Genomic DNA, 20,371 nt, shown 5'->3' with positions numbered 1-20,371 from the left:
TTCACCTATTAATTTAATGGGTCAGTAACAGACATATCTATATTGTCGGCCTTCTTGTTGGCGACATAATGAGGCAATCGCTTCTCTCTAAATAAAAGCTTGGTCTCTTTAATGCTGGCAATAATCATCCCCGTCTTCGTCAGGTCATATTTATATCCGAAGCTATCGAAGTCGGCCTTCTGCCAGACCTCTATGGTCTCCCCTCTTTCATCCCTGACCTCTACCCAAAAGTCCATTACTGCAGTACCAAGCTGCGCGAGATACGTCAGAGAGTAATCCTTCCCCTTCAATGACTTGTAGATGAAGTCATCGGGCTCAGGGGTCTTTGGCTTGGCCGTCACTACTTGCGCCGGCGCTGCGCCCTGCTGGACGGTCTGGGATACAGTGGTTTCCTCCTTGCTCTTATTATTGAATACATCACCTCTGAAAAACTGCGTGAGAAAATATACGCCATAGCAGGCGGCAAAGAAGACGAGCGGAAGACCAAATTTAACACTCTTCTTATTAAAGAAATTAAAGCGCTGGTCTTGGTAATTCCCCGTCTGTATCTCTTCGCTAACATGACTTTTATATGTCCCAAAGTATTTGGGGTCGTACTTCCCTACCCCATCGGCCATTTTGGAAAAGGACACGAAGGAATTACTCCCCCGCGTTCCCAGAGTCCCCTGGTATGCAGTCCAGTTGTATTTGGACTCCATGCCCACGGCGTCCAACTTAGTGAAGGTGATCTTCTTGTTCGTTCTGTCCTGGATGACCTTGTGCACTGAGTTGAAGGTCTGGGACATAAAGAGCATGTCCATGCCGCGATGGCCATGCTCGGCAACGAGGTTGCACATCTCCTCTGGAGGACGCTTGCGCCCGCTCGGCCAGAACTTGTGCGCTTCGTCCAGGATGATAAGGGCGTTATCCCTAACGTACTTCCAGCACTCACTGGCCTGCTCGGTGGTCAGCTCAACAAGCAGCTCCTTGCATCGGTCAACATCGATACCAGCAAGACCGGCAATCTTCTCGTGGTCGAGACCGTACAAGTAGGCATCAACAGCCCGCCCCTTAGCCAGGGCGGGTATGAGGTGCTTCTCCATGCTCTCATAGGACTTGCCAGAGCGGGGCATACCCTCGTGGAAGAAAATCATTTACCACTGCCCCAGGGTGAACAGCTTGCGCAGGAACAGGAACGCATAAGCGCCCCCAACCATCAGCAGCCCTTGGGCGAGGCCAATCTGGGCCAAGTAGTACAGCGCCAGCTGCGGGAACCCAGAGAAAGAGTCGCCTAGTGAGCCCGACATGAAGTCGGGCAGGTCGAGGGATGAGAACAGGGCATAGATGCCGTCCAGGAACAGCTGGAACAGGTCAAGCACCAAGTCCTTGATCCATGTCACCACGGCGGTGACCAGGTCAATCAACCAGGTCAGCACCGCATTGATGATCGAGTAGAGCCAATCCATTAACTCTTGCACGTTAACCTCCATTACCTACGGCTATGCGCCATGCGAGAAAGCCGAACACCATCATCACGACGGCTCTGATGTACGGCATCATGTTGAGCACTGCAGGCGAGCAGAACGCCTCCAGCTGAAACGCTGTGGTGGCACCAAACAGCGAGAATGATCCCGAGTAAGTCGGGCAGGTGCTGCCCCCGAAGTTGGCAGTGAAGAAGCTGGACGGGGCCGAGAAGATAGGCAGCGCCTTGAACCGGTTGGCGTTGGACTCAAGGACGGTACCGAAGTTGCGGGTGCCCCAGTCATTGGCCTTGTGAATGTCCTTGGCGCTGGGCTCGATAGACGTCCCGGGCTTAACCGGCGGCTTAGGGTCTTCCTTCTGTTCGTCCAGCTTGTCGGAGATCTCCTGCAGGGTCTTGTTAGTGTCCTTGATGGCGTTGGTGGTCTGCAGCTGGGCAGCAGACGCACCAGCGCCGCTACCGTGGGCAGAGTCCTTGATCGCCCCTTGGATATCCTTGCCCACGTTCTCAATGACCTTGCCCATGGCGGCGTTCTGCTCGCTCATGGCCTTGATCTCTTTGTTGCTGGTCTCGGCAACCTTGTTCACCACATCGTTGAGCGTGGCGGTGCCGGTGGCGCCGGAGGTGGGGTTATTTGTGGCATTGTTGGCCGCGTCCTGCAGGTTGCCCTGGGCGTTGTTGGTAGCGTCAGAGGAGGTAGGCGGGTTGTTGGGCTCAATGGTCTGTCCCTCGCCTTCTGCAGGGAACTTAACGGGGCACTCGGCGCCGGTAAACTGGATAGTCCCGAACTGTTCAAACGTGTTCGGGTTGCCGACAGTTACGCCGGTAGATACGACAGAACAGAGGCCGTAACAGAGCACAGTTGCACTCGGGAGGAATGCCTGGTTGTACGCCATGTTCTCGTGAACCTGACCGGCCACGCTGGCGCAGTTTGGCTTGCAGGTCTCAGCGCCGGTTGTCGAATCCATGAATAGCTGCTCGCCAATCTTGCAGCTAATGGGTTTCTTCTCACAGACTTGCTGACCGTTGACAGTCTTAGGGCCCACAGAGAAATCAGGCTTACCAGCAGGGGGGCAAGTATAGGAATCCTTAGCGGGGACATACGTAAACTTGATTACGTTATTTTCCCAATAAGAGGAGTTTTTTAGCTTAAAGCCGATGTAGATATAGGTAGCAGTGCCACCAGAGGTTGAGTACTCACCGGTGTATTTGGACTGCCCCCAAGGAGACGCCATCATGGCATCAACACACCCCTTAAGCGTGGACGCAGTTCCAAAAGATATACCGACGTTGGACCAACAGGTGCCGCCTTGAACTTTTTCAGCAGAGGTAAACTCGGCCGCGAACGCGGAGATCCCCCACCCCAGCACGAACAGCCAGAACAGGGCAACAAGGCCCCACCGGATGGTTTTCTTGAGGATCAAAAAAGGGTTCCTGACGACGAACCAGAGAACCCTTCCAGATTTACGAGCAAGCCAGCTGGCATGCGGTCTAATGTCCACTATCTAGCCCCCTGATGATGGCGGAGGCTGTAGCGATGCCAAACACGAAAAACAGTGGTATCCACACCATACAGCCCCCGAGGTAGAGGGGGGAGAACTGGCCTCCCCCTGGTTGTCATCAACGGCCAAACATCGCCATGACTTTACGGAAGGCCCACTTGCCCGCAGTCGGGGCAATCTGGATACCGACCACAGCGGCCACACCGGCCAACACTGCTTCACCGGTAACGAAGCCGGTGATGGCGGAGAAATCCAGACCTGCAGCGTTAGCAGAGCCAGAGGACAGGGCCACAGCGACAGCTGCGGGGGCAAACTTAACCAGGTTACGGATTTTCATGATTAGCTTCCTTTCAGTTTCTGAACATCGACAGAACCACTCCAAAGGCCCACCCGATGGCGTACCCGAGAAGCGGAGTTGTAATACCAACCCCGAAGGCCATGGTGATTTCATGCGCCCAGGGAGAAGGATCCAGCAGCAAAGCCGCCCATGCGTTGTCGGCAGCTTGCACGAGGTACAAACCAGTGCTGCAGGTCGTGCCATCGGCTGACGCGATGACCTGGATACTTCCATCTTCCAGAACCTGCACACACTGCATATCAGGAGGCCTTAGCCTGCGGGGCTGACTGACTGACCGGCTTCCAGCCGACCACAACGAGCTTCGTCTGCTTCATGCTGAACTGCGGGGCCATAGTGACTTCGATAAAGCCAGGGAGCACACCACCGGCACGAGCTGCAGCGTGCAGATCCTTGGCAAGCTTGTTGCCGTTCTGGGTATCCAGCGGCAGCTTACCGATGTTCACACCGGCGAAGCCGGAATCAATCTGCAGTTCGTCTTCGACAACGTGCATGTTTGCCCACTCGAAGCCTTCTTGCCCTTGCTCATCCATGCGACCGAAGCGCACCTGCAGGGCGTTAACAACCATGGTCATTCCTGACATATCATTTCCTCGCTTTTGATAGTGCGGCCCCGTGAGTCGGTGGCCTGATGTGCCCAGTACCAGAGCCGGTCAAGCCGTGCCTTGGTGTGGCGAATACGTTCGCGCAGCGCGATAGCCTGCGGGATTTTCTCGTGGTCGAGTTCGGCGTCGGCCAGTTCGGAGCGGAGCGAATCGAGCACAATGGACAACTTGCGATGTTCCACATCGGCATGTGACCGGACATCAAATTCAGTGGACTTTGGAGCCCCCAGGTAGTCGGCAAAATCAGCGGCCAACTGTTCATCGTCATACTCGACAACCTGCTCAGGTTCGGGGAGCTTGTTGTCTGCGCGGTACTCATTGACGTTGCCGCGAACGAGTTCGAACGTGCCATCTTCGAAGACGGCCAGGTGCAGCTGCTCGCCCCCCATGCCGCCGAGTTTCGCCATTGAGGCGGATTGGCCGACCGGCGACCAGATGGGAAACGCAGTAACCGGCAGCATCCAGCGGCAGGCCAGCAACCTTGCTCACCTCTTTGGCTATCAGCTGTTCGCGGGATTCGCCGAGTGCCTGGACAAAGCCCTTGCCGAACATGGAGCCGATACTCGCCATATCGCGGGCGGTATCCATGACCGTACCAACGGGCTCCACGTAACCGGCGGGGCGTTGAGCGGTGAAGTCCATTTTGATCAGGTGCAGGAGCTTGGCAGTCTTCTTGTTGCGAAGGTTCTGCAGCTGCGCCTTAGTGATGCCGACATCCAGCAGAGCCTTCACAGAGTCATAGAACGAGCTGGACGCAGTGAGGCGCTTGGTCTTAGCCCAACCTTCGGTAGCCAAGGAGCGATAGAACATCATGAGCCGGTCGGCTCTGGTGTAGTTCCATTTGTCAGTGAAAGACCCGTCAGGGTTTGAAATCTGTTTACATCTTCCATAAGTTTCGCGCAGAAGCTTCTGCACTTTGACGTCTTGGGTCAGCTGTACCTTGCTATCACCGAGGGCGGTCATCATGTCGCTGAACATGTCACGCCATGCCCACTCACAGAACGTCATGCCCTCTTTCTTCTCGAACTCGGCCACCCAGGCGAGGAACTGCCACACGTTGCGCGGGATCTGCTTTTGCTCAAACCAGCGGGTGAGCCCACGGCCTTCAAAGCGCAGGCGATTGGTAGCGAAGTCCTGCAGTTCTGGCGAGGCCAGCGCGGCGATGACCGAGTTATACCGGCTGGTCTTCTCTTTACGTGCTGCAGCCTGCAGACGCTCAAGCTGATGGATCATCTCGTTGTGCTTGGCGTACACCACCAGAACCTTGCTACGGCCTGCATCCTGCTGGTCTTGGGAGCGGCGGTTGAAGTAGATGGTGCTCTCGTAGTCCGCCTCTTTGGCGGCGCGGAGGTGGCGGTGGGACAGCTGGCCAATGGCGCTCAAGCAGTTGGCCATGGTCTCAGCGTCAGGGAGCTTGATGGAGTAGGTAACGTCTACGCGGCGAATGTGAGCGGAGCCGAAGTCGAGCATATCGGCAACAGCGGGCAGGGCTCGACGAAATGCCGCGAGTAGTTCGAGGATGCCAGTAGCAGCACAGTCTGGCCCGTAGACGTTGTGACCCTGCAGCAGCTTAGCCGGTGATGCTTTGATAGCAATGCAAGGCCAACTGCGCTTGAGGTGAGCTTGGTGGAGCTTACAGGCAACGTCAGTGAAGCTTGAAGGGAGAGACTCCCAGGGATGGTACAGGTCATGGAGCGTTCCCTCTCCGTCTATTGCAAATTCGACTCGTCTAGAGCCCAGCTGTAAGCCTCGGCGCCCGCACTCTTCAAGATCCACCATTCCAACGATATCGGATGCACCAGCGCCAACGCGCTGCACAGTGCAGAACCGGTCGTGAAAAGGAATATGGATTTCCCAGAAGTCGTACATTTTTTGGCGTCCCGTGCCGATTATCGTTTTTGCCTAATTTTCTAAGAAATTAGGATTACACGGAACATTAGGTTCTCAGAGCTTAGATGTCAAGAAACTATGAATCTCAGATTCAAAGACGGTTAGACTGTATGGATACACATGGTTGAAATTGAAAGGGTTGATATGCCTACCAAACACATAGATGACGCGACGTGGAGACGGGTTGAATCTGAGACTGTAAAGGCAGTGATCGCCACAAAGACGAGCCTGAAGGACACAGAGGTGCTGAAGATCCTGATACAGAAGGGGCTCCAGGAGATCAGGGAGGAGGACTACCTGAACTACCTGCGGAAGAAGAAGGAGAAGTAGCTGATGGCCGTGATCTAGGTGTAATGAATCACGAGGCCTGCGGGGCTACGCCCCCCCGCGGGACCCCCGAACCCCCGAGTAACTCCCCTACCCTCATTTTATGCGCTAACCATCTGAAAAGACTAAAGACTTAGCCCCAGTGTGCGTCCGGCTCTCGGAGTCAAAGCCACAGTTAGAGTTCGTGGCTTCCGCCTGACCGGCCGAGGCTGACACCCCGCAAGCGGGGCCCCGTCAGGCTCGGTCGGTCAGGGTTCGGGAGGCTGGAACTCACTAGAGGGCTCGACCACGGAAGCGCGGGCGTACCTGGAGGGCATTCTCAGGGGGTTTTCATGCGGTTGCGCATAATGCGGTTTATATTCAACGCCCCTGCGGGCGTCCTGCTGCTGCGCAGGTTAGCAGGACGGCAGCGCTAAACATAAACACAGGACATTATGCGCAATGACGGGTGCAGGAGGACGGAATGAAGAGAACTGAACAATGGAGCCGCTTTGATGTGGCTGACGTCTTGGCCACTGAGGCCGACATGGTTGCCTATCTGCTGGCAGCTCTTGAAGATGGTGATCCGGCGCTGCTGACTGCGGTGCTTGATGATGTGGAGCGTGCTCGCGCCAAACTGCGCGATGATGGCAAGCCGAGCTACACACTGGAAGAACTGTTGGCTCAGTGTGACCCCAATACCACGTTACCAGGTGAGATAATTTAACCTCCAAGTTTGAGTGAGCCGACACGCTTGACGAACAGCTGTCTAAAGTTGCCGATTATGGCAAGCCATTGAAATGTACACAATTGTTCCGGATCCCTGGTGATGCATAATTGACACCGGTGAAGTATCACCGAGTAACTACAGAGGATCTTCCATGACGATCAGCAACACCTATGCCTATGAGAAGCTGCTTAGCGCGCTGACCTATATTCATAGCTCAGTCGCTCAATGAGACTTATGGGCAGATGTTAGCTCACATCTCAGCAGAGAACGATTCACCAGTAGAGCTGCAACCAAAGTTCGAAAACTTGTGTGCTTTAATTGAAGGCTTGCCGGACTCGCTTTACAAAGAACGAGATTTGGAAGTGATCAGAGATACCATGTCTGCTCGATATGGCCTTCTGTTCCAATTCCCTGGCTATACACCTCATAAGTGATAGGGATAGCATTCAGATAAGCAAATGCCGATAACCCTGTTTATCGGCATCATTGTGAGAGATAACTAGGCTTGTTGAAAGCAGTAGCCCGCAGCCTTTCCTTAGCTTAAAGGTTCGGAAATCGATCAGGATCGAGGCTACACACAGACCTCCAGCGATCTGACTGCCCAAAGCAGAAGGACAATATCTGGTTGATTCCTCCTGCAGATGCTCTTGCAGCGACAACAGAATAACACAGTCAACCGCCCTGCCCCACATCACCGAAATGTCCCATTTTGAGACAAGAGTCAACTATTAAATTAGTACCCCTCACCAATGGAACGTTAAGTTTGATTGGCACCGTTATAACTAACGTCATTACCGTGAATATTCTTGGAAATATCTGTCCCCTACTTGAGAGGTCTCTCTCTGGAAATATTGATACTCCCTGTAGTGGTCTAATCATCCCGGACACCATTTTAGATGGTACAGTCGCCACCATGACCTGAGGTGTTCAATGACAAGATTACGTCGTTCATTTACTGCCGAATTCAAACTCGAAGCCGCATCCCTGGTGCTCGACCAAGGATATTTTGTCCCTGAAGCCAGCCGTTCACTGGATGTCGGTGAAACCGTACTGCGCCGCTGGGTTCAGCAACTGCAATCCGAACGAGGAGCTGGAAGCCCGCATCAATCGGCTCGAGCGCGAAAAGGACATTCTAAAAAAGGCTACGGCTCTCTTGATGACGGACGAGTTCACACGTACGCGCTGATAGACCGATTAATAGCCGCTAACAAAACTAAGTTGATTCGAACGATACCAGTCCCCACATAGCCGGCATGACACGAAAAATCATCAGTAACCAGCTATGGAAGTCCTTGCAGCCACTTCTGCCACCTCACCAGCCTTCGCCACGGGGTGGCCGTCCACGCCTCGATGACTATGCCGTTCTCAACGGTATTCTGTTTGTCCTTACTACCGGGATCCCGTGGGAGGACTTACCCCAGTCTTTGGGTTTTGGCAGCGGAATGACGTGCTGGCGTCGCCTACGTGATTGGCAAGCTCAAGGCATCTGGCAGCGACTTCACGTGGCGCTCCTGAGCCAGCTACATCAAGCTGGCCACATCGACTGGAGTAGAACAAGCCTCGATGGCGCGAGCGTAGCCAGCCCCCGGGGGGCCAGGAAACAGGACGTAACCCGACAGACAGAGGCAAGCTGGGCAGTAAACGACACATAGTGGTGGACCGTCAGGGCATACCGCTCGCAGTGCTTGTATCAGGCGCCAATCGCCATGACTCGATAATGTTTGAGCCCTTGTTGGATGCACTTCCGGCGTTAGCAGGTAAGAGAGGGCGACCACGATGTCGACCTGACAAGCTACACGCAGACAAAGGGTATGATTTTCGCCGTTGTCGAGATTATCTGAGGCGACGGGGTATCAAGGTTCGTATTGCCCGGCGAGGCATCGATAGCAATGAGCGATTGGGTTGTCATCGCTGGGTTGTAGAACGCACTCATGGTTGGCTAGCAGGCTTTGGGAAGCTACGAATACGTTTCGAGCGACGGTTGGATATCCATCTCGCCTTGTTGACGCTGGCTTGCGCCGTTATCTGCCTACGCTTTGTTGAACGGTTTTGTTAGCGGCTCTAAGAGAGCAAGCCCTCATCACCCTGGTCTGGTGCGCTTTCGATGTGCCCACTTCCTGCTGGGATAATGCCCCGATGGAGCGACTGTTCAGAAGCCTGGAGTCAGAGTGGCTCCCGGCTATGGGATATATGAGCGTGCGGGAGGCGACGCGGGATATCAGTTATTACCTGATGGATGACTACAACTGGCGGCGTCCACATGACCACAATGACGGGATACCGTCAGCAAAAGCCGAGGTTCGGCCTAACCAAGTGTCCGGATTTAGTTGACCACTACACCCCCTTGTAATACAGCTATTAAAATGCCGACTATCGCGATAGATTCCCCTCCCCTTAATCCTCACGGCTTATTGTTGTGGCTGGCATGATTGCGACTTTTTTGGAAGTCGGGTCAATTCATATTCAAGACACGTTTGGCGATGGCCAATGTGGGTGGCTGGCAGGTCAAGTAGAGGTTGCTGTTGAACTGCTGCAATATGCGTTTGAGCTCATTCATATCATCGGGATGGAGAGTTAAGGACCAGAGTGCTCGGGGCTGGCCGTAATGGAGGCCATTGGTATAGATAATGGTGCAATCTTCGATACGCAACTCTTTGCAGTGGGCCTCCATCTGCAGGCCCACATCCGGAAACCAGATATGCAGCGTGCCTGAAGAGATAAAGGTGAACTGGGCTATGAGAGACCCTTTGCCAACGATCCTGAAGGTCTTTTCCACCACTGCCACTTGCATACCCGCTCCTTGGTATCTCGTTAATATTGATATCAATATCACCAATGATGACTGGATATGCAAGTGTGATAACAAGGCGCTGTTCAACCGAATATGATTGCTTTCGGCATCGAGTGTTCTCGGTGTTTCAGCAAGCAATTCCGTTTTTTGCTTCTCTGCTACGGGATAAATATGTATGCCGCAGATGGCAAGGGGCCTGTTCTGAATCATCCATGTGAGCCAAAAATATTTCCTGAACCGATTGCCATCCAGAGAAGTACAACATTGCCGCGCCAACTTCTATGACACCCCAAACAAGCCATTCTGTGTTCTAAGAGCAGTCAATACAAATCAGGGGTCATGTCACGTTGTTCGTTAGCTTTTGTGAACGTTATCTCTCACTTGTTGGTTCAATCGGTCCAGCGGCTTTTGCTGGGCGCTCTCATGTCGTTCACTGTTGCTGGTGTGCAGGTATTTCGAAGTGGTATCGATGCTGTCATGTCCTGCATCGGCCTGTACGTGGGAGAGCGGCCGCCCGTGCAGATTGATATCATGGGTGATTCCGGTATGGCGGATCGCATGGGGAGAGAGTTTCCGCATTTCGGCTGCATCCTGGGCAAATCCATCCTGCTCTGCCAATTCTGCGCCTTTACCGATGATCACCATGATCAAATCCCGTAGCTGGCGAATTCCCAGGTTGGCGTTTAGCTCACCCTGCTCGCGGCCGTGGGCTGCCGCTTTATGGCGAACGAACAGTGGCGTCTGTTCATCCGGTGTTGGCAAGGGAGAGAGACCGAGGAAACGGCGGTAGCGTTCGAGTGCCGCCAACAGCGCTTGGGATACCGCTACGGTACGCCGTTTGCCCCCTTTGCTTTGCGGAATAAAGTAGCCCCAGACGCCGGTTTTGCGATCCCGCCTGAACTGCCCCATCACAGGGGTAAAGCCCGGCCGGGCTGCAACCTCAGAGATCCGCAGATAGCAGGCGTACATCAGAATGGTGAGAAAACGGCTGCGCTCGTGCTGCTCCGGATGGTCGTTGGCAAGGGTGTCGGCGGCCTGCATCACGTATGACCACTGCAACTCGCTGAAGGCCTGCACCTGATCATCGGCCTCCAGCTGCTGCGGCCGTTTGACCCGCTGCAGCAGCAGAGCGGGATTCCTTTCCATGTACTCCTCCTGGATCAGAAACTGGAAGAAGGCCGACAAGATGGCCAGCTTGGTCTTCATCGCCTGCTCGCTCAGGCGATAGGGCAAGGTGCGGCCCAGCTCCCGCTTGCCGAGAAACGGTCGCCATTGCGGATTGGGCAACCGCTCTCCCCACTCCTTGTCGAGGACAAATTGCGCCACGTTGCGATAGGCGATCAACTCGTCAGGGGGGGACTGACAGTAGTCGAGATAGCGGATCATGATGCGGCGAGTGAGATCTTTCGGGCTGATGGCCGCCTCGCGAAAGCACCAGTGCAAAAAAGTGGTTAGTTCGCTGCGATAGGTTTTGTAGTTGTTTTCGCTGTTGCGCTGCTCTAGCAGCCAATCGACCGCCAGTTCGTAAACCAGCCCGGCATCGGGCACATCATTGAGGCTGAGGTTGGCAAGGTACTGATTGACCTGCGGATTGCCAGCTTCCAGATAGATAAGGCTGTCAAACAGCGGCATGGCGGGCGGCAAGGATAATGGTTGTTGAGTCATGGTGTTGCTTGTTGATGATGAGATGAGTCGAGTCGATATGAGCCTGTGAGCCGAGTTGCTAGAAAAGGGCTCGTGATAGATGAATGCGGCTTCTCTTGGGATTGGTACTGCCTCTTGTTGCTGATTAAGGTCACCGGGAGCGATCTGGATAACGTTCTCTCCACCGTTTGCTCATTATTTCCTCATAGACCTGGCTGATGTCGCTCAGTGGTGCACGCTATTCAGTTATGCATTGTATATGCACCGTTGTTAGAAAACTCTCGGGGTAAATAGTCGTAAGAATGGTTTTAAATGCAAATAAAGTGAATGCGGTGAGCTGTTTATCCCGAGAAATAGCAGGCTTGGGCAATCAGGCCACCTGTTTGAGTGGCTTCTCCTTGCGCTTGGCTGCTGGAGTCTCTTCCTCTTTCGTGCCAGCCTGAACCTTGCCGCCACGCAGCAGGGTTTGCAGCACATCGCGCTGCTCTGCCAGGTAGAATGCCAGACTCTCTTGCTGCTCTGGCGCCAGCTCGATCGGGGCGCCAGCCAACAGGGTCATCAACTCATCGGCCGTATCCAGCAGCTTGTCATAGGCATCGGCCTCTTTTTTGCTGGCAAAGGTCATTTTTTCCACTCCCCCACGGACAACCACATATTTGATCTCGACAGCCATGATGGCCTCCTCTTGGTGATGATGGATAGAGTATATGTATGGATATACAGTATTGCAAATAACCTCACCGGAAAAGAGTTCGCCGGGGTTTAGCGACAAAAGCCGCGCTGGATCAAGCTGTCTCAAAGTGTCGTTTGACTTCCACGTCAGACTGGTCGGATCATGGCCTTATGACGATCGTACGACACCTGTTTATTCTGCTGATGGTAGAGGTGCTGCTCCTCGGGAGTATCGCCCATTTGGTCGTGGGACTCCCCTGGTTACTGACCCTGCTGTTTGTCGTGTTTGCCCTGCTTGGATTGCGCTGTCTGGTGGTGCTCGGCAGCTGGCTGTTTACCCGTTTCTACCCCTCCCCAGCTATCGGCCCCTGGCGCAGGGTGAAGATGATGGCGCAGGAGATGTTGGCCTACCTTTACACCTTCACCTTGTTGCTACCGTTCGAGCCTTTGCTAATGGCACCCGATCGGCTGCGTCCGTGCCAGCGCCCCGTATTGCTGGTGCATGGTTACGGTTGCAGTCGCGGGATCTGGCGTACCCAGCGCACCCGACTGGAGACCGCAGGCCATGTGGTCGCCACCATTACCTTGATGCCACCATTTGGTCATATCGATGAGATGGTGCCTCTACTGGCCAAGCGAATTGACGATGTGCTCGCGCACACTGGGGCTGACAAGCTGGTGCTGGTCGGTCACAGTATGGGCGGGCTGGTCTGCCGCGACTATCTGGCTCTCCATGGTGGTGACAAGGTAGAGTGCCTGATCACCCTGGCCACCCCTCATCAGGGCAGTCAGCTTGCCGCCCTTGGGCTTGGGGCCAATGCCCGTGAGATGGAGCCCGGTTCCGGCTGGTTGCAGCGTTTTGCTTCGGTGCCGCTTTGCGTACCCGGCATCTCGGTGCGCACCAGTCACGACAATGTGGTGATGCCGCAGGAGCGGCAACGATTGGCGGGAATGGAAGATATCGAGTTGCCTGCCATTGGCCATCTATCTCTGCTCTACTCCCGTCGCACGACTGATCTGCTGCTTGATCTGTTGTCCCGAGTCTGACCCTCCTTATTCGTCCTTCAACTGTTATTCCAAATAAAACAGGGGCCTGATTGCTCAGGCCCCTGTTGATCTCTTTATCCCATCACCCGGTTAGAAGTGTATCCCCTTGATCAGGGTCGAGACGGCAACCTGATCGGCGGTGGCCTTGGACTTGTCGCCATCCTTGGGATCGGCAAAGGTACGAAAGCTGGTGTTCATGATGACCTGTGCCACCCGAGGTGCCAGAGCGTGAACCACCTGACCAAATACCCCGAGGCGAGTGGCCAGACGAACGTGCTTGTTGATGATGGTATCGCATACCAGATCGGCCGCCTCTTCCGGCGTCATCATCGGTACCTGCTCATAGACCTTGGTCGGTGCGACCATCGGCGTTTTCACCAGCGGCATATTGATGATGGAGAAGCTCACCCCTTTATCGGCAAACTCGGAGGCGGCGGTACGCACCCAGGCATCGAGGGCAGATTTGGAGGCAACATAGGCGGAGAAGCGCGGTGCATTGGTCAACACCCCGATGGAGGAAATGTTGATGATGTGGCCTTTCTTCTTCTCGATCATGGTGGGCAGCACCCCCATGATCACCTTGAGCGCGCCGAAGTAGTTGAGCTGCATGGTGCGTTCCAGATCGTGGAAGCGATCGAAGGAGTCCTCGATGGAGCGACGGATGGAGCGGCCGGCATTGTTGACCAGAATATCGACGCCGCCGTGATCGGCCACGATACGAGCGGTGATCTCCTCGGCCTGCGCCAGATTGGAGAGATCCCCCTGATAGATCTCGATGGTCAGCCCCAGCTCGGCGAACTCGGCTTTAGTTTCGGCAATCTTCTGCTCGTCGCGGGCGATGGTAACGACGTTGGCCCCCGCCCCCGCCAGCTTGCGTGCGGTTGCACGGCCAATGCCGGAGGTGGCCCCGGTCACCAGCACCACCTTGCCCTCGACCCGACCACGCAGAGATCGATCGATGAAGAGTTCGGGGTCGAGGTGACGCTCCCAGTAATCCCACAGCCGCCAGGCGTAGCTGTGCAGCGGCGGTACTTCGATGCCTGTCCCTTTCAGTACTCGCTGGGTTTCGCGACTGTCGAAACGGGTGGGATAGCTGATAAGGCGGAACACATCCTTGGGCAGACCCAGATCGGCGATGGCGGCATCGCGAATGCGGCGCACCGGTGCCATGGTCATCAGCATGGCGGTCAGGTGGCGGGGAATGAAGTTAAAGAGAGAGGCGTTGATGCGGATAGCAGGCTCCGGCGCATGGGCGGCGCGAGAGAAGGTGCTCAGCATATCGCCGACCCGCATCGGGTTGGGGTCGGTCAGATGGAAGGTTTTGTTTTCCTCTCCCTCCTGATGGGCGATATGTACCATGGCATCGACCACAAAGTTGACCGGCACTATGTTGATGCGTCCGCCCTCAACCCCGATGGCCGGCATCCATGGCGGCAGCAGACGACGCAGCTTCTGGATGGTCTTGAAGAAGTAGTAAGGGCCGTCGATCTTGTCCATCTCACCGGTATTGGAGTCACCGACAACGATGCCCGGGCGGTAGACCCGCCATGGAATAGTGCACTCGTTTCGCACAATCCCTTCCGCTTCGTGCTTGGTCTGGAAGTAAGGCATGTCGAGGTGTTCGGCCTCATCGAACATGTCCTCGCGAAACAGACCGTCGAACAGACCCGCTGCAGCGATGGAGCTGCAGTGGTGGAACTGTCCAGCCCCCAGCCGCTCGGCAAGTTGAACAGCCTGACGGGTCCCTTCGGTGTTGACCTGCTGCTGGATCCCCGCCTTGGCGTTGAGATCATAGATCGCAGCCAGATGGAAGAAGTGGTCTATCTTGCCGATCAACTGCTCCTGCATCTTGACCGATACCCCCAGCAGCGGTTGTGTCATGTCGCCAAAAACCGGGACTGCGCGCGATTCATCCACATTCCAGAATGAGAACAACTCTGACAATTTCTCCTGATGAGAGGCGCGCATCAGAAAATAGACGGTACAGTCGGGATGCTGTTGGAATAACTTTTTGATCAATCGACGCCCGATAAAACCACTACCGCCAGTAATGAAATAGTTCATAAAGAGAATCCTGCTACTGATTAGGGTGTTACTAGGTTGTTAGATATATCACGATTCATATGGGAATCCGCAATTTGATTGTCGGTTCGTGAGCAAACCCTAATTTCGGTGGTGTGCCTGTTCCGTTATTAGGTAGAACCCTCTATTTTTTGTCCCTAGACTGAAGTTGAAAAATCAGTAATGCCACAACCCGATTGCAGTTTCGTTGTCGCCATTACATTTAACAGTCGTTATTCAAGGAGAAGATCATGGCTAAGAAATTGAAAGCGCTGGCAGGGTCAGTGACCGACAACCAACTCACCTCCACCATCAAGGAGTCCACCCAGCAGATCTGGTTGGCGGGTCTGGGTGCCTATGCCAAAGCACAGGAAGAGGGTGGCAAGATCTTTGAAGCCCTGGTGCAAGAAGGTGAAGCACTGCAAGCAAAAACCCGTCAGAGCGCAGATGAGAAGATTGCCGCTGTGACCGACAAGACCGCCAATACCTGGGGCCGTCTGGAGCAGGTGTTTGAAGATCGCGTGGCCCGCGCTGTGGCCAGCCTCGGCATCCCGACCCGCAAGGATATCGACAAGCTTTCCAAGCGCATGGCCGAGCTGACCGACGTGGTCCAGCAACTGCTGGATGCGCAGGAAGAGGAGGCCCCTGCCGCTGAAGCCAAACCGGCTGCCGCCAAAAAGCCCGCGGCCCGCAAGCCTCCGGTAAAGAAGGTACCGGTAGCCAAGGCCAAAGAGGCCGTGGTTGAGCAGGCCGCCGATCTCCTCTCCGCCGCTGAAGATGCGGTGAAAGAGGTGAAAGCCAAAGCAGAGAGTGTTCTGCCCTGATCCCTCGCGGTGACGGAAGGTGATTGATACCGGCCCATGCCCTGCGCTGGGCCGGTCTTGTCATGGAGAATGTCATGGATAGAGAGGCGACGCTATGAGTACCATCGCAATTGCCCTTGCTGGCGGCGGGCCGCTCGGCGGCATCTACGAGATCGGTGCCTGCGCAGCCCTCTCTGACAGCATCAACGGCTTGCGCCTTGACCATGCCGATATCTATGTTGGCGTCAGTTCGGGGGCCGTGGTGGCGTCGGCGCTGGCCAACGGCATCTCGCCGGCTAAGCTGGTGCGGATCCTGCTCAGCGATGATTCAGGGGAGATGTTTGACCCGGCCACCTTGCTGCGACCCGCTTTTCGTGAATATGCCGACCGCCTGACCTCGATCCCGCCACTGGCGTGGCAGAGCCTGACCTACTATTTGGCGGCGCCCTGGAAGCGCAGCCTGTTTGAATCGCTGCAGGGGCTCTCCAAGGCCATTCCGACCGGACTGTTCGACAACCGCGGGGTGGATCGCACCCTGACCCAGTTTTTCTCTCGTCCCGGCCGCAGCAATGATTTCCGCCAGCTGCGCAGTCGACTGTTTGTGGTCGCTACCGAACTCGATACCGGCCATCCGGTCGCCTTCGGCAGCCCGGGGCTCGATGACGTGCCCATCTCGGCGGCGGTACAGGCGTCAGCCGCCCTGCCCGGCCTCTTTCCCCCTTCATTGATCAACGGTCGTTACTATGTGGACGGGGCGCTGATCAAGACTCTGCACGCTTCGGTAGCGCTGGAAGAGGGGGCGGATCTGGTGTTCTGCATCAATCCGCTGGTGCCCTATGATGCGGACATGGCCGCCGGCACCCCGACCAATCTGGTGGACAGCGGTCTGCCGGTGGTGCTGGCCCAGACTTTTCGCGCCATCATCCACTCCCGCATGCATGTGGGGATGGATCGCTACAAGCACCAATATCCCGACGCCGACGCCCTGCTGTTTGAGCCCTCTTCTGCCGATGGCGAGATGTTCTTCACCAATGTGTTCAGTTACCGGGATCGTCGCCGCCTCTGCGAGCACGCTTACCAGCATACCCGCCGCGATCTCTGGCTGCGTCGTGACGAGCTGGCGCCGGTGCTTGCCAAGCATGGCCTCGAGCTCAATCTGGCCGCGCTGGCCGATGAAGATCGCACCCTGCTGGCCCCCGGCATTGGCTCGGTTGCCGCCCTCGACAAGTCGCTGGAGCAGTTGCAGCACTGGCTTGCCAAACGCTATCGCCACGGCGTGCGCCGTTCATCACCAAAGGAGTAGCATGGATCGCAAACCCAAACGTCGTACCCGGGAGCGGATCCTGACCACTGCCCTCGCCTGCTTCAATCGACAAGGGGAACCCAGCGTCACCACCTCGGCCATTGCGGCCGAAATGGAGATCAGCCAGGGCAATCTCTACTACCACTTCCACAACAAGGAGGAGATCGTCAACGCCCTGTTCTGCGAATTTGAACAGCAGATGGATCGCCTGCTGGAGGCGGTCAGCACCCCGTCCGATGAGCCCGAAGATATCTGGCTCTTTCTCCACCTGATGTTTGAAGCCATCTGGCAGTACCGTTTCCTCTACTACGATATCGCGACCCTGATGAGTGGTTATCATCAGGTGGAACAGCGCTTTTCCGCCCTGCTGCGCCGCAAGGAGCAGACCGCCATCGCCATTTGCAACCATCTGCAAACGGTCGGGCTGATGGAGGGCACAGCGCAACAGATGCGCACGCTGGCGGCCAATGTTGCGCTGGTGGGCACATTCTGGATCTCTTACCAGCGGGCACTGCACCCCAAGGCGGACGCCGATATTGCCCTCGGCGTCTTTCAGGTGATGCAGCTGGTCGCACCCTATTTGCGGGCCGATGCCCGTGCTCATCTGGGCGCCCTCGCCCACCACTACACCGACAAGGTTTGATTCACATGCTACAGGGAGAACAAGCATGACCACTTCACAACTCGAATTTGTCCCCTTCCCCTACGCGGATGCGGCCTATGACTATGCCGGCCAGAAGCTGGCGGACAACTGGGATCGACTCCATCAGGGGGATGCCGAACCCTGGCCCGAGGATGAACAGGTACAGGATGCCTGGCGGGCCTATCATGCCGGGGATTTTGCCCGGGCCGTCGCTCTTGGTGAAGCGGCCGGTGAGGCGGGCCTCAATGTGGCAAACAAGGCGCTGGTGATCCACGCCAGCTATCTGCTGGAGGACAAGTATGCCAAACGAGCCGCCTTCGAGCGGGCGGCCAGTCATGCCGAGAAGCTGCAAAAGCGCCAGCCCAGGAACGCCAACGCCTGGTATTTCCACGCGCTGGCACTCGGTCGCTACAGTCAAGTGATTTCCATCTCCAAGGCCCTCTCGCAAGGAATTGGCGACAAGATCAAGGCAAGCCTTGAGAAGGCGCTGGAGCTGGCGCCAGACCACGCCGAGGCCCATATCGCCTTTGGCGCCTGGCATGCGGAGATCGTCGACAAGTTGGGGGCCATGATCGGCGGCCTCACCTATGGCGCCAAGAAGGAGGAGTCCGAGCGTCACTTCAAGGAGGCGCTGGCGCTGATCCCCGACTCGGCTATCGCCCGCATGGAGTACGCCAACGCTCAGGTGATGCTGCACGGCAAGAGCCGCCTGAAAGCCGCCGAAGCCCTCTATGCCGAAGCGGCCGAGTGCGAACCCATGGATGCCATGGAGCGCCTCGATGTGGAGGCGGCGCGCGAAGAGCTGGAGGATTAACCGTCACTCCTGCCACTAAGAGGTAGCAAAACAAGAGGCCAACCCACGGGTTGGCCTCTTTTATGATGGGAGCTGACCGGTTGGCTACGCCGCCACCGGTCTATCAAATGCACGATCAACCGAGCAGCGCATCCAGTCCGTTGGGGTCAAACAACAGCTCCGGCTCCATCAGCACCAGCAACAACAGTTGCTCGAACTCCACCGCAAACCGCTCGACCACCCGATCCGGATCCGGTACCAGCTTCTTGTCGGTGATAAGGCCCAGCTGCACCTTGTGATCGTAAGAGAGGATGGAGACGCCGACGCCGATATCCCCCGATTGCGGCACCCAGAACAGCGGTTGACGCAATTTTGCTCCAGCCAGATAGAGGGTCTGCTGCGGGCCGGGCACATTGGTGATCACCGCGCTGGCCTTGGCCGTGAGCAGCTCGACTGCCTGTTGCTGCACCGCATTGGGGGCCATGCCAAGGGCATGTAACAGGTTGAGCACCACCACGGGTTGCAGCGAGGTGCGCAGCGCCTGCATCCGGTCACGTACGGTATAGAGCCGCTGCAACGGGTGCTCAACATTCAGTGGCAAGTCCAGGGCCACCAGCCCGAAGCGGTTGCCAAGTGCCCCCTCATCATCCGGTGCTCGCATATTGACCGGCACCAGGGCGCGGATCTTGACCTTGTTGGCATCATCCCCTTTCTCCTGCAGGTAGTGGCGAAACGCCCCTGCGGTGGCTGCGATCAGCAGATCGTTTACCGAGCAGCCCAGTACCTTGCCCACTGCCTTGATATCCGGCAGATCAATTTGCTCCGACCAGGCCACCCGCTTGGTGCTGGTGGTCTTGCCACGCAGGCGGCAGGGTGAATCATCACCGAGGGTGGCGATATTGCACAGCTCGCTCGCCACATCCCGCCCGGTCTTGAGGTAATCCACCGCCTTGGTGGGATGGGTGACCACTTCGACATATTTGGACCAGAGGCTACCGGTCAGCTTGAGACCGGCCCGCACCAGACGGCTGCCCTGGTGGCAATCCTCCTCATCCTCGTCATCGCTGTCATCCAGTGGCTCCGGTGACGGTGGTCGCGGCGCCCCTTCCGGTGTGTTATCCATCATGGTCAGCATGGCTCGCACCAGCGAGAAGCCATCGCCCATGGCGTGGTGAATGCGCACCACCAGCGCTTGCCCACCCAGCGAAGTGTCGGTGAGGTGCATATCCCACAGGGGGCGTTGGTGGTTGAGCGGCGTCGAGGCGAGATCGGCCACCAGCTTCTCCAGCTCCAGCTTGCCTGCTTCACCCGGCAGGATCACTCGCTTGAGGTGCTGATCGAGATCGAAATCGGGATCATGACGCCAGTAGTAGGAGCCCCCCTCCAGCACGGCCCGCTGGTGAAAGCGGGGTTGCACCGAAATGGTGTGGCGCAATCCGGCCCGCAGACGCGTTTCATCAAGTTCTCCTTCAAACATCAGGACACCGATGATCTGCATCAGGTTGTTGGGTCTGTCCATGCGTAACCAGGCGGTATCGACGCAGGAGATAAATTCACTCAGTGGCATGGTTGTTTCCCTACAAAATGAATTTACCGAGACGGCAAATTGCTCCTGTCCTCATATCCGGATGAAGACTTGATGCAATCAGAATGACTTTAATGAGTGCCGACTCGAAATATGAAATAAAGATGAAAGATTACTGACAAATAGAATCAAGACCTCGCTGGATAATAAATCTGACAAACCATATGGCTTGCCAACTTATT

20 protein-coding genes and 3 pseudogenes are annotated in these 20,371 nt (G+C 56.1%); 10 read left to right on the top strand and 13 right to left on the bottom strand.

Annotated elements, in window-relative coordinates; genetic code table 11:
* Positions 1-8: 8 nt before the first annotated feature.
* The 8 genes from I6L49_RS05250 to I6L49_RS05215 form a co-directional block, all read right to left on the bottom strand.
* Entirely contained in the window at positions 9-1,133 is a 1,125-nt protein-coding gene (locus I6L49_RS05250) for a zonular occludens toxin domain-containing protein (RefSeq protein WP_216950784.1), read from the bottom strand.
* Complete coding sequence (locus tag I6L49_RS05245; RefSeq protein ID WP_139473300.1) at positions 1,134-1,457, bottom strand: hypothetical protein; 324 nt, start codon at positions 1,455-1,457, stop codon at positions 1,134-1,136. It lies immediately after the preceding gene.
* 1 nt (position 1,458) lies between these two features.
* Positions 1,459-2,427 (bottom strand): hypothetical protein, encoded by a 969-nt coding sequence (locus I6L49_RS05240; protein ID WP_216950783.1) that lies wholly within the window; start codon positions 2,425-2,427, stop codon positions 1,459-1,461.
* Between the two features lie 652 nt (positions 2,428-3,079).
* Complete coding sequence (locus I6L49_RS05235; RefSeq protein WP_139473298.1) at positions 3,080-3,298, bottom strand: hypothetical protein; 219 nt, start codon at positions 3,296-3,298, stop codon at positions 3,080-3,082.
* Positions 3,299-3,311: 13 nt separating this feature from the next.
* The gene (locus I6L49_RS05230; protein ID WP_199416873.1) at positions 3,312-3,557 is read right to left on the bottom strand and encodes a hypothetical protein; all 246 of its coding nucleotides are present in this window, start codon (positions 3,555-3,557) and stop codon (positions 3,312-3,314) included.
* 1 nt (position 3,558) lies between these two features.
* Complete coding sequence (locus tag I6L49_RS05225; RefSeq protein WP_139473297.1) at positions 3,559-3,900, bottom strand: hypothetical protein; 342 nt, start codon at positions 3,898-3,900, stop codon at positions 3,559-3,561.
* Positions 3,888-4,328, bottom strand: coding sequence for a hypothetical protein (locus I6L49_RS05220; RefSeq protein WP_216950782.1), 441 nt, complete (start codon positions 4,326-4,328; stop codon positions 3,888-3,890). Before I6L49_RS05220 ends, I6L49_RS05225 begins: the two co-directional genes overlap by 13 nt.
* Positions 4,237-5,790 (bottom strand): phage/plasmid replication protein, II/X family, encoded by a 1,554-nt coding sequence (locus I6L49_RS05215; RefSeq protein WP_216950781.1) that lies wholly within the window; start codon positions 5,788-5,790, stop codon positions 4,237-4,239. The genes I6L49_RS05220 and I6L49_RS05215 overlap by 92 nt, the downstream gene beginning before the upstream one ends.
* A gap of 141 nt (positions 5,791-5,931) precedes the next feature.
* On the opposite strand from I6L49_RS05215, the gene I6L49_RS05210 reads away from it, so the two are divergent.
* From I6L49_RS05210 to I6L49_RS05190, 5 genes and pseudogenes are all read left to right on the top strand, one after another.
* Complete coding sequence (locus I6L49_RS05210; RefSeq protein ID WP_234915500.1) at positions 5,932-6,141, top strand: hypothetical protein; 210 nt, start codon at positions 5,932-5,934, stop codon at positions 6,139-6,141.
* 460 nt (positions 6,142-6,601) lie between these two features.
* A complete protein-coding gene (locus tag I6L49_RS05205) occupies positions 6,602-6,844 on the top strand; it encodes a DNA-binding protein (protein WP_216950780.1) in 243 nt (80 codons plus the stop codon).
* Positions 6,845-7,777: 933 nt separating this feature from the next.
* A pseudogene (locus I6L49_RS05200) lies at positions 7,778-8,044 on the top strand (transposase); the annotation flags it as partial.
* A gap of 56 nt (positions 8,045-8,100) precedes the next feature.
* A pseudogene (locus tag I6L49_RS05195) lies at positions 8,101-8,822 on the top strand (IS5 family transposase); the annotation flags it as partial.
* A gap of 140 nt (positions 8,823-8,962) precedes the next feature.
* Positions 8,963-9,178 (top strand): annotated as a pseudogene (locus I6L49_RS05190) (integrase core domain-containing protein); the annotation flags it as partial.
* A 121-nt stretch (positions 9,179-9,299) separates the two neighbouring features.
* Here the strand turns inward: I6L49_RS05190 and I6L49_RS05185 are convergent.
* The 3 genes from I6L49_RS05185 to I6L49_RS05175 form a co-directional block, all read right to left on the bottom strand.
* Positions 9,300-9,638, bottom strand: coding sequence for a hypothetical protein (locus tag I6L49_RS05185; RefSeq protein ID WP_201905386.1), 339 nt, complete (start codon positions 9,636-9,638; stop codon positions 9,300-9,302).
* 354 nt (positions 9,639-9,992) lie between these two features.
* Entirely contained in the window at positions 9,993-11,270 is a 1,278-nt protein-coding gene (locus I6L49_RS05180; RefSeq protein ID WP_216951596.1) for a tyrosine-type recombinase/integrase, read from the bottom strand.
* Positions 11,271-11,652: 382 nt separating this feature from the next.
* Positions 11,653-11,955, bottom strand: coding sequence for a YebG family protein (locus I6L49_RS05175; RefSeq protein WP_042055032.1), 303 nt, complete (start codon positions 11,953-11,955; stop codon positions 11,653-11,655).
* 170 nt (positions 11,956-12,125) lie between these two features.
* Here I6L49_RS05175 and I6L49_RS05170 point away from each other — a divergent pair, with 170 nt between their 5' ends.
* Complete coding sequence (locus I6L49_RS05170; protein ID WP_216950779.1) at positions 12,126-13,001, top strand: triacylglycerol lipase; 876 nt, start codon at positions 12,126-12,128, stop codon at positions 12,999-13,001.
* Positions 13,002-13,091: 90 nt separating this feature from the next.
* Here I6L49_RS05170 and I6L49_RS05165 read toward each other — a convergent pair whose 3' ends face one another.
* The gene (locus tag I6L49_RS05165) at positions 13,092-15,065 is read right to left on the bottom strand and encodes an SDR family oxidoreductase (protein ID WP_216950778.1); all 1,974 of its coding nucleotides are present in this window, start codon (positions 15,063-15,065) and stop codon (positions 13,092-13,094) included.
* Positions 15,066-15,313: 248 nt separating this feature from the next.
* On the opposite strand from I6L49_RS05165, the gene I6L49_RS05160 reads away from it, so the two are divergent.
* The 4 genes from I6L49_RS05160 (at position 15,314) to I6L49_RS05145 (ending at position 18,625) form a co-directional block, all read left to right on the top strand.
* Positions 15,314-15,886: a phasin family protein gene (locus tag I6L49_RS05160; RefSeq protein WP_201992208.1), complete on the top strand. Its 573-nt coding sequence runs from the start codon at positions 15,314-15,316 to the stop codon at positions 15,884-15,886.
* Between the two features lie 94 nt (positions 15,887-15,980).
* Positions 15,981-17,168, top strand: coding sequence for a patatin-like phospholipase family protein (locus I6L49_RS05155; protein ID WP_202004554.1), 1,188 nt, complete (start codon positions 15,981-15,983; stop codon positions 17,166-17,168).
* A 1-nt stretch (position 17,169) separates the two neighbouring features.
* Positions 17,170-17,811, top strand: a complete 642-nt coding sequence (locus I6L49_RS05150; RefSeq protein ID WP_005345492.1) for a TetR/AcrR family transcriptional regulator — start codon at positions 17,170-17,172, stop codon at positions 17,809-17,811.
* A gap of 25 nt (positions 17,812-17,836) precedes the next feature.
* Positions 17,837-18,625 (top strand): hypothetical protein, encoded by a 789-nt coding sequence (locus I6L49_RS05145; RefSeq protein ID WP_204383176.1) that lies wholly within the window; start codon positions 17,837-17,839, stop codon positions 18,623-18,625.
* Positions 18,626-18,740: 115 nt separating this feature from the next.
* Here the strand turns inward: I6L49_RS05145 and I6L49_RS05140 are convergent, their stop codons facing one another.
* The gene (locus tag I6L49_RS05140; RefSeq protein WP_216950777.1) at positions 18,741-20,171 is read right to left on the bottom strand and encodes a wax ester/triacylglycerol synthase family O-acyltransferase; all 1,431 of its coding nucleotides are present in this window, start codon (positions 20,169-20,171) and stop codon (positions 18,741-18,743) included.
* Between the last annotated feature and the right edge of the window lie 200 nt (positions 20,172-20,371).

It is taken from the genome of Aeromonas sp. FDAARGOS 1419, from assembly GCF_019047045.1.
Classification (GTDB): domain Bacteria; phylum Pseudomonadota; class Gammaproteobacteria; order Enterobacterales; family Aeromonadaceae; genus Aeromonas; species Aeromonas veronii.
This window is presented reverse-complemented; position numbering and strand designations above follow the sequence as displayed.

Bases quoted from the DNA above. Each gene is read 5' to 3' on its own strand.
- I6L49_RS05250 (WP_216950784.1), bottom strand. From the start codon at position 1,133: ATGATTTTCTTCCACGAGGGTATGCCCCGCTCTGGCAAGTCCTATGAG.
- I6L49_RS05240 (WP_216950783.1), bottom strand. From the start codon at position 2,427: ATGGATTCGACAACCGGCGCTGAGACCTGCAAGCCAAACTGCGCCAGC.
- I6L49_RS05235 (WP_139473298.1), bottom strand. From the start codon at position 3,298: ATGAAAATCCGTAACCTGGTTAAGTTTGCCCCCGCAGCTGTCGCTGTG.
- I6L49_RS05230 (WP_199416873.1), bottom strand. From the start codon at position 3,557: ATGCAGTGTGTGCAGGTTCTGGAAGATGGAAGTATCCAGGTCATCGCG.
- I6L49_RS05225 (WP_139473297.1), bottom strand. From the start codon at position 3,900: ATGTCAGGAATGACCATGGTTGTTAACGCCCTGCAGGTGCGCTTCGGT.
- I6L49_RS05220 (WP_216950782.1), bottom strand. From the start codon at position 4,328: ATGGCGAAACTCGGCGGCATGGGGGGCGAGCAGCTGCACCTGGCCGTC.
- I6L49_RS05215 (WP_216950781.1), bottom strand. From the start codon at position 5,790: ATGTACGACTTCTGGGAAATCCATATTCCTTTTCACGACCGGTTCTGC.
- I6L49_RS05210 (WP_234915500.1), top strand. From the start codon at position 5,932: ATGGTTGAAATTGAAAGGGTTGATATGCCTACCAAACACATAGATGAC.
- I6L49_RS05205 (WP_216950780.1), top strand. From the start codon at position 6,602: ATGAAGAGAACTGAACAATGGAGCCGCTTTGATGTGGCTGACGTCTTG.
- I6L49_RS05185 (WP_201905386.1), bottom strand. From the start codon at position 9,638: ATGCAAGTGGCAGTGGTGGAAAAGACCTTCAGGATCGTTGGCAAAGGG.
- I6L49_RS05180 (WP_216951596.1), bottom strand. From the start codon at position 11,270: ATGCCGCTGTTTGACAGCCTTATCTATCTGGAAGCTGGCAATCCGCAG.
- I6L49_RS05175 (WP_042055032.1), bottom strand. From the start codon at position 11,955: ATGGCTGTCGAGATCAAATATGTGGTTGTCCGTGGGGGAGTGGAAAAA.
- I6L49_RS05170 (WP_216950779.1), top strand. From the start codon at position 12,126: ATGACGATCGTACGACACCTGTTTATTCTGCTGATGGTAGAGGTGCTG.
- I6L49_RS05165 (WP_216950778.1), bottom strand. From the start codon at position 15,065: ATGAACTATTTCATTACTGGCGGTAGTGGTTTTATCGGGCGTCGATTG.
- I6L49_RS05160 (WP_201992208.1), top strand. From the start codon at position 15,314: ATGGCTAAGAAATTGAAAGCGCTGGCAGGGTCAGTGACCGACAACCAA.
- I6L49_RS05155 (WP_202004554.1), top strand. From the start codon at position 15,981: ATGAGTACCATCGCAATTGCCCTTGCTGGCGGCGGGCCGCTCGGCGGC.
- I6L49_RS05150 (WP_005345492.1), top strand. From the start codon at position 17,170: ATGGATCGCAAACCCAAACGTCGTACCCGGGAGCGGATCCTGACCACT.
- I6L49_RS05145 (WP_204383176.1), top strand. From the start codon at position 17,837: ATGACCACTTCACAACTCGAATTTGTCCCCTTCCCCTACGCGGATGCG.
- I6L49_RS05140 (WP_216950777.1), bottom strand. From the start codon at position 20,171: ATGCCACTGAGTGAATTTATCTCCTGCGTCGATACCGCCTGGTTACGC.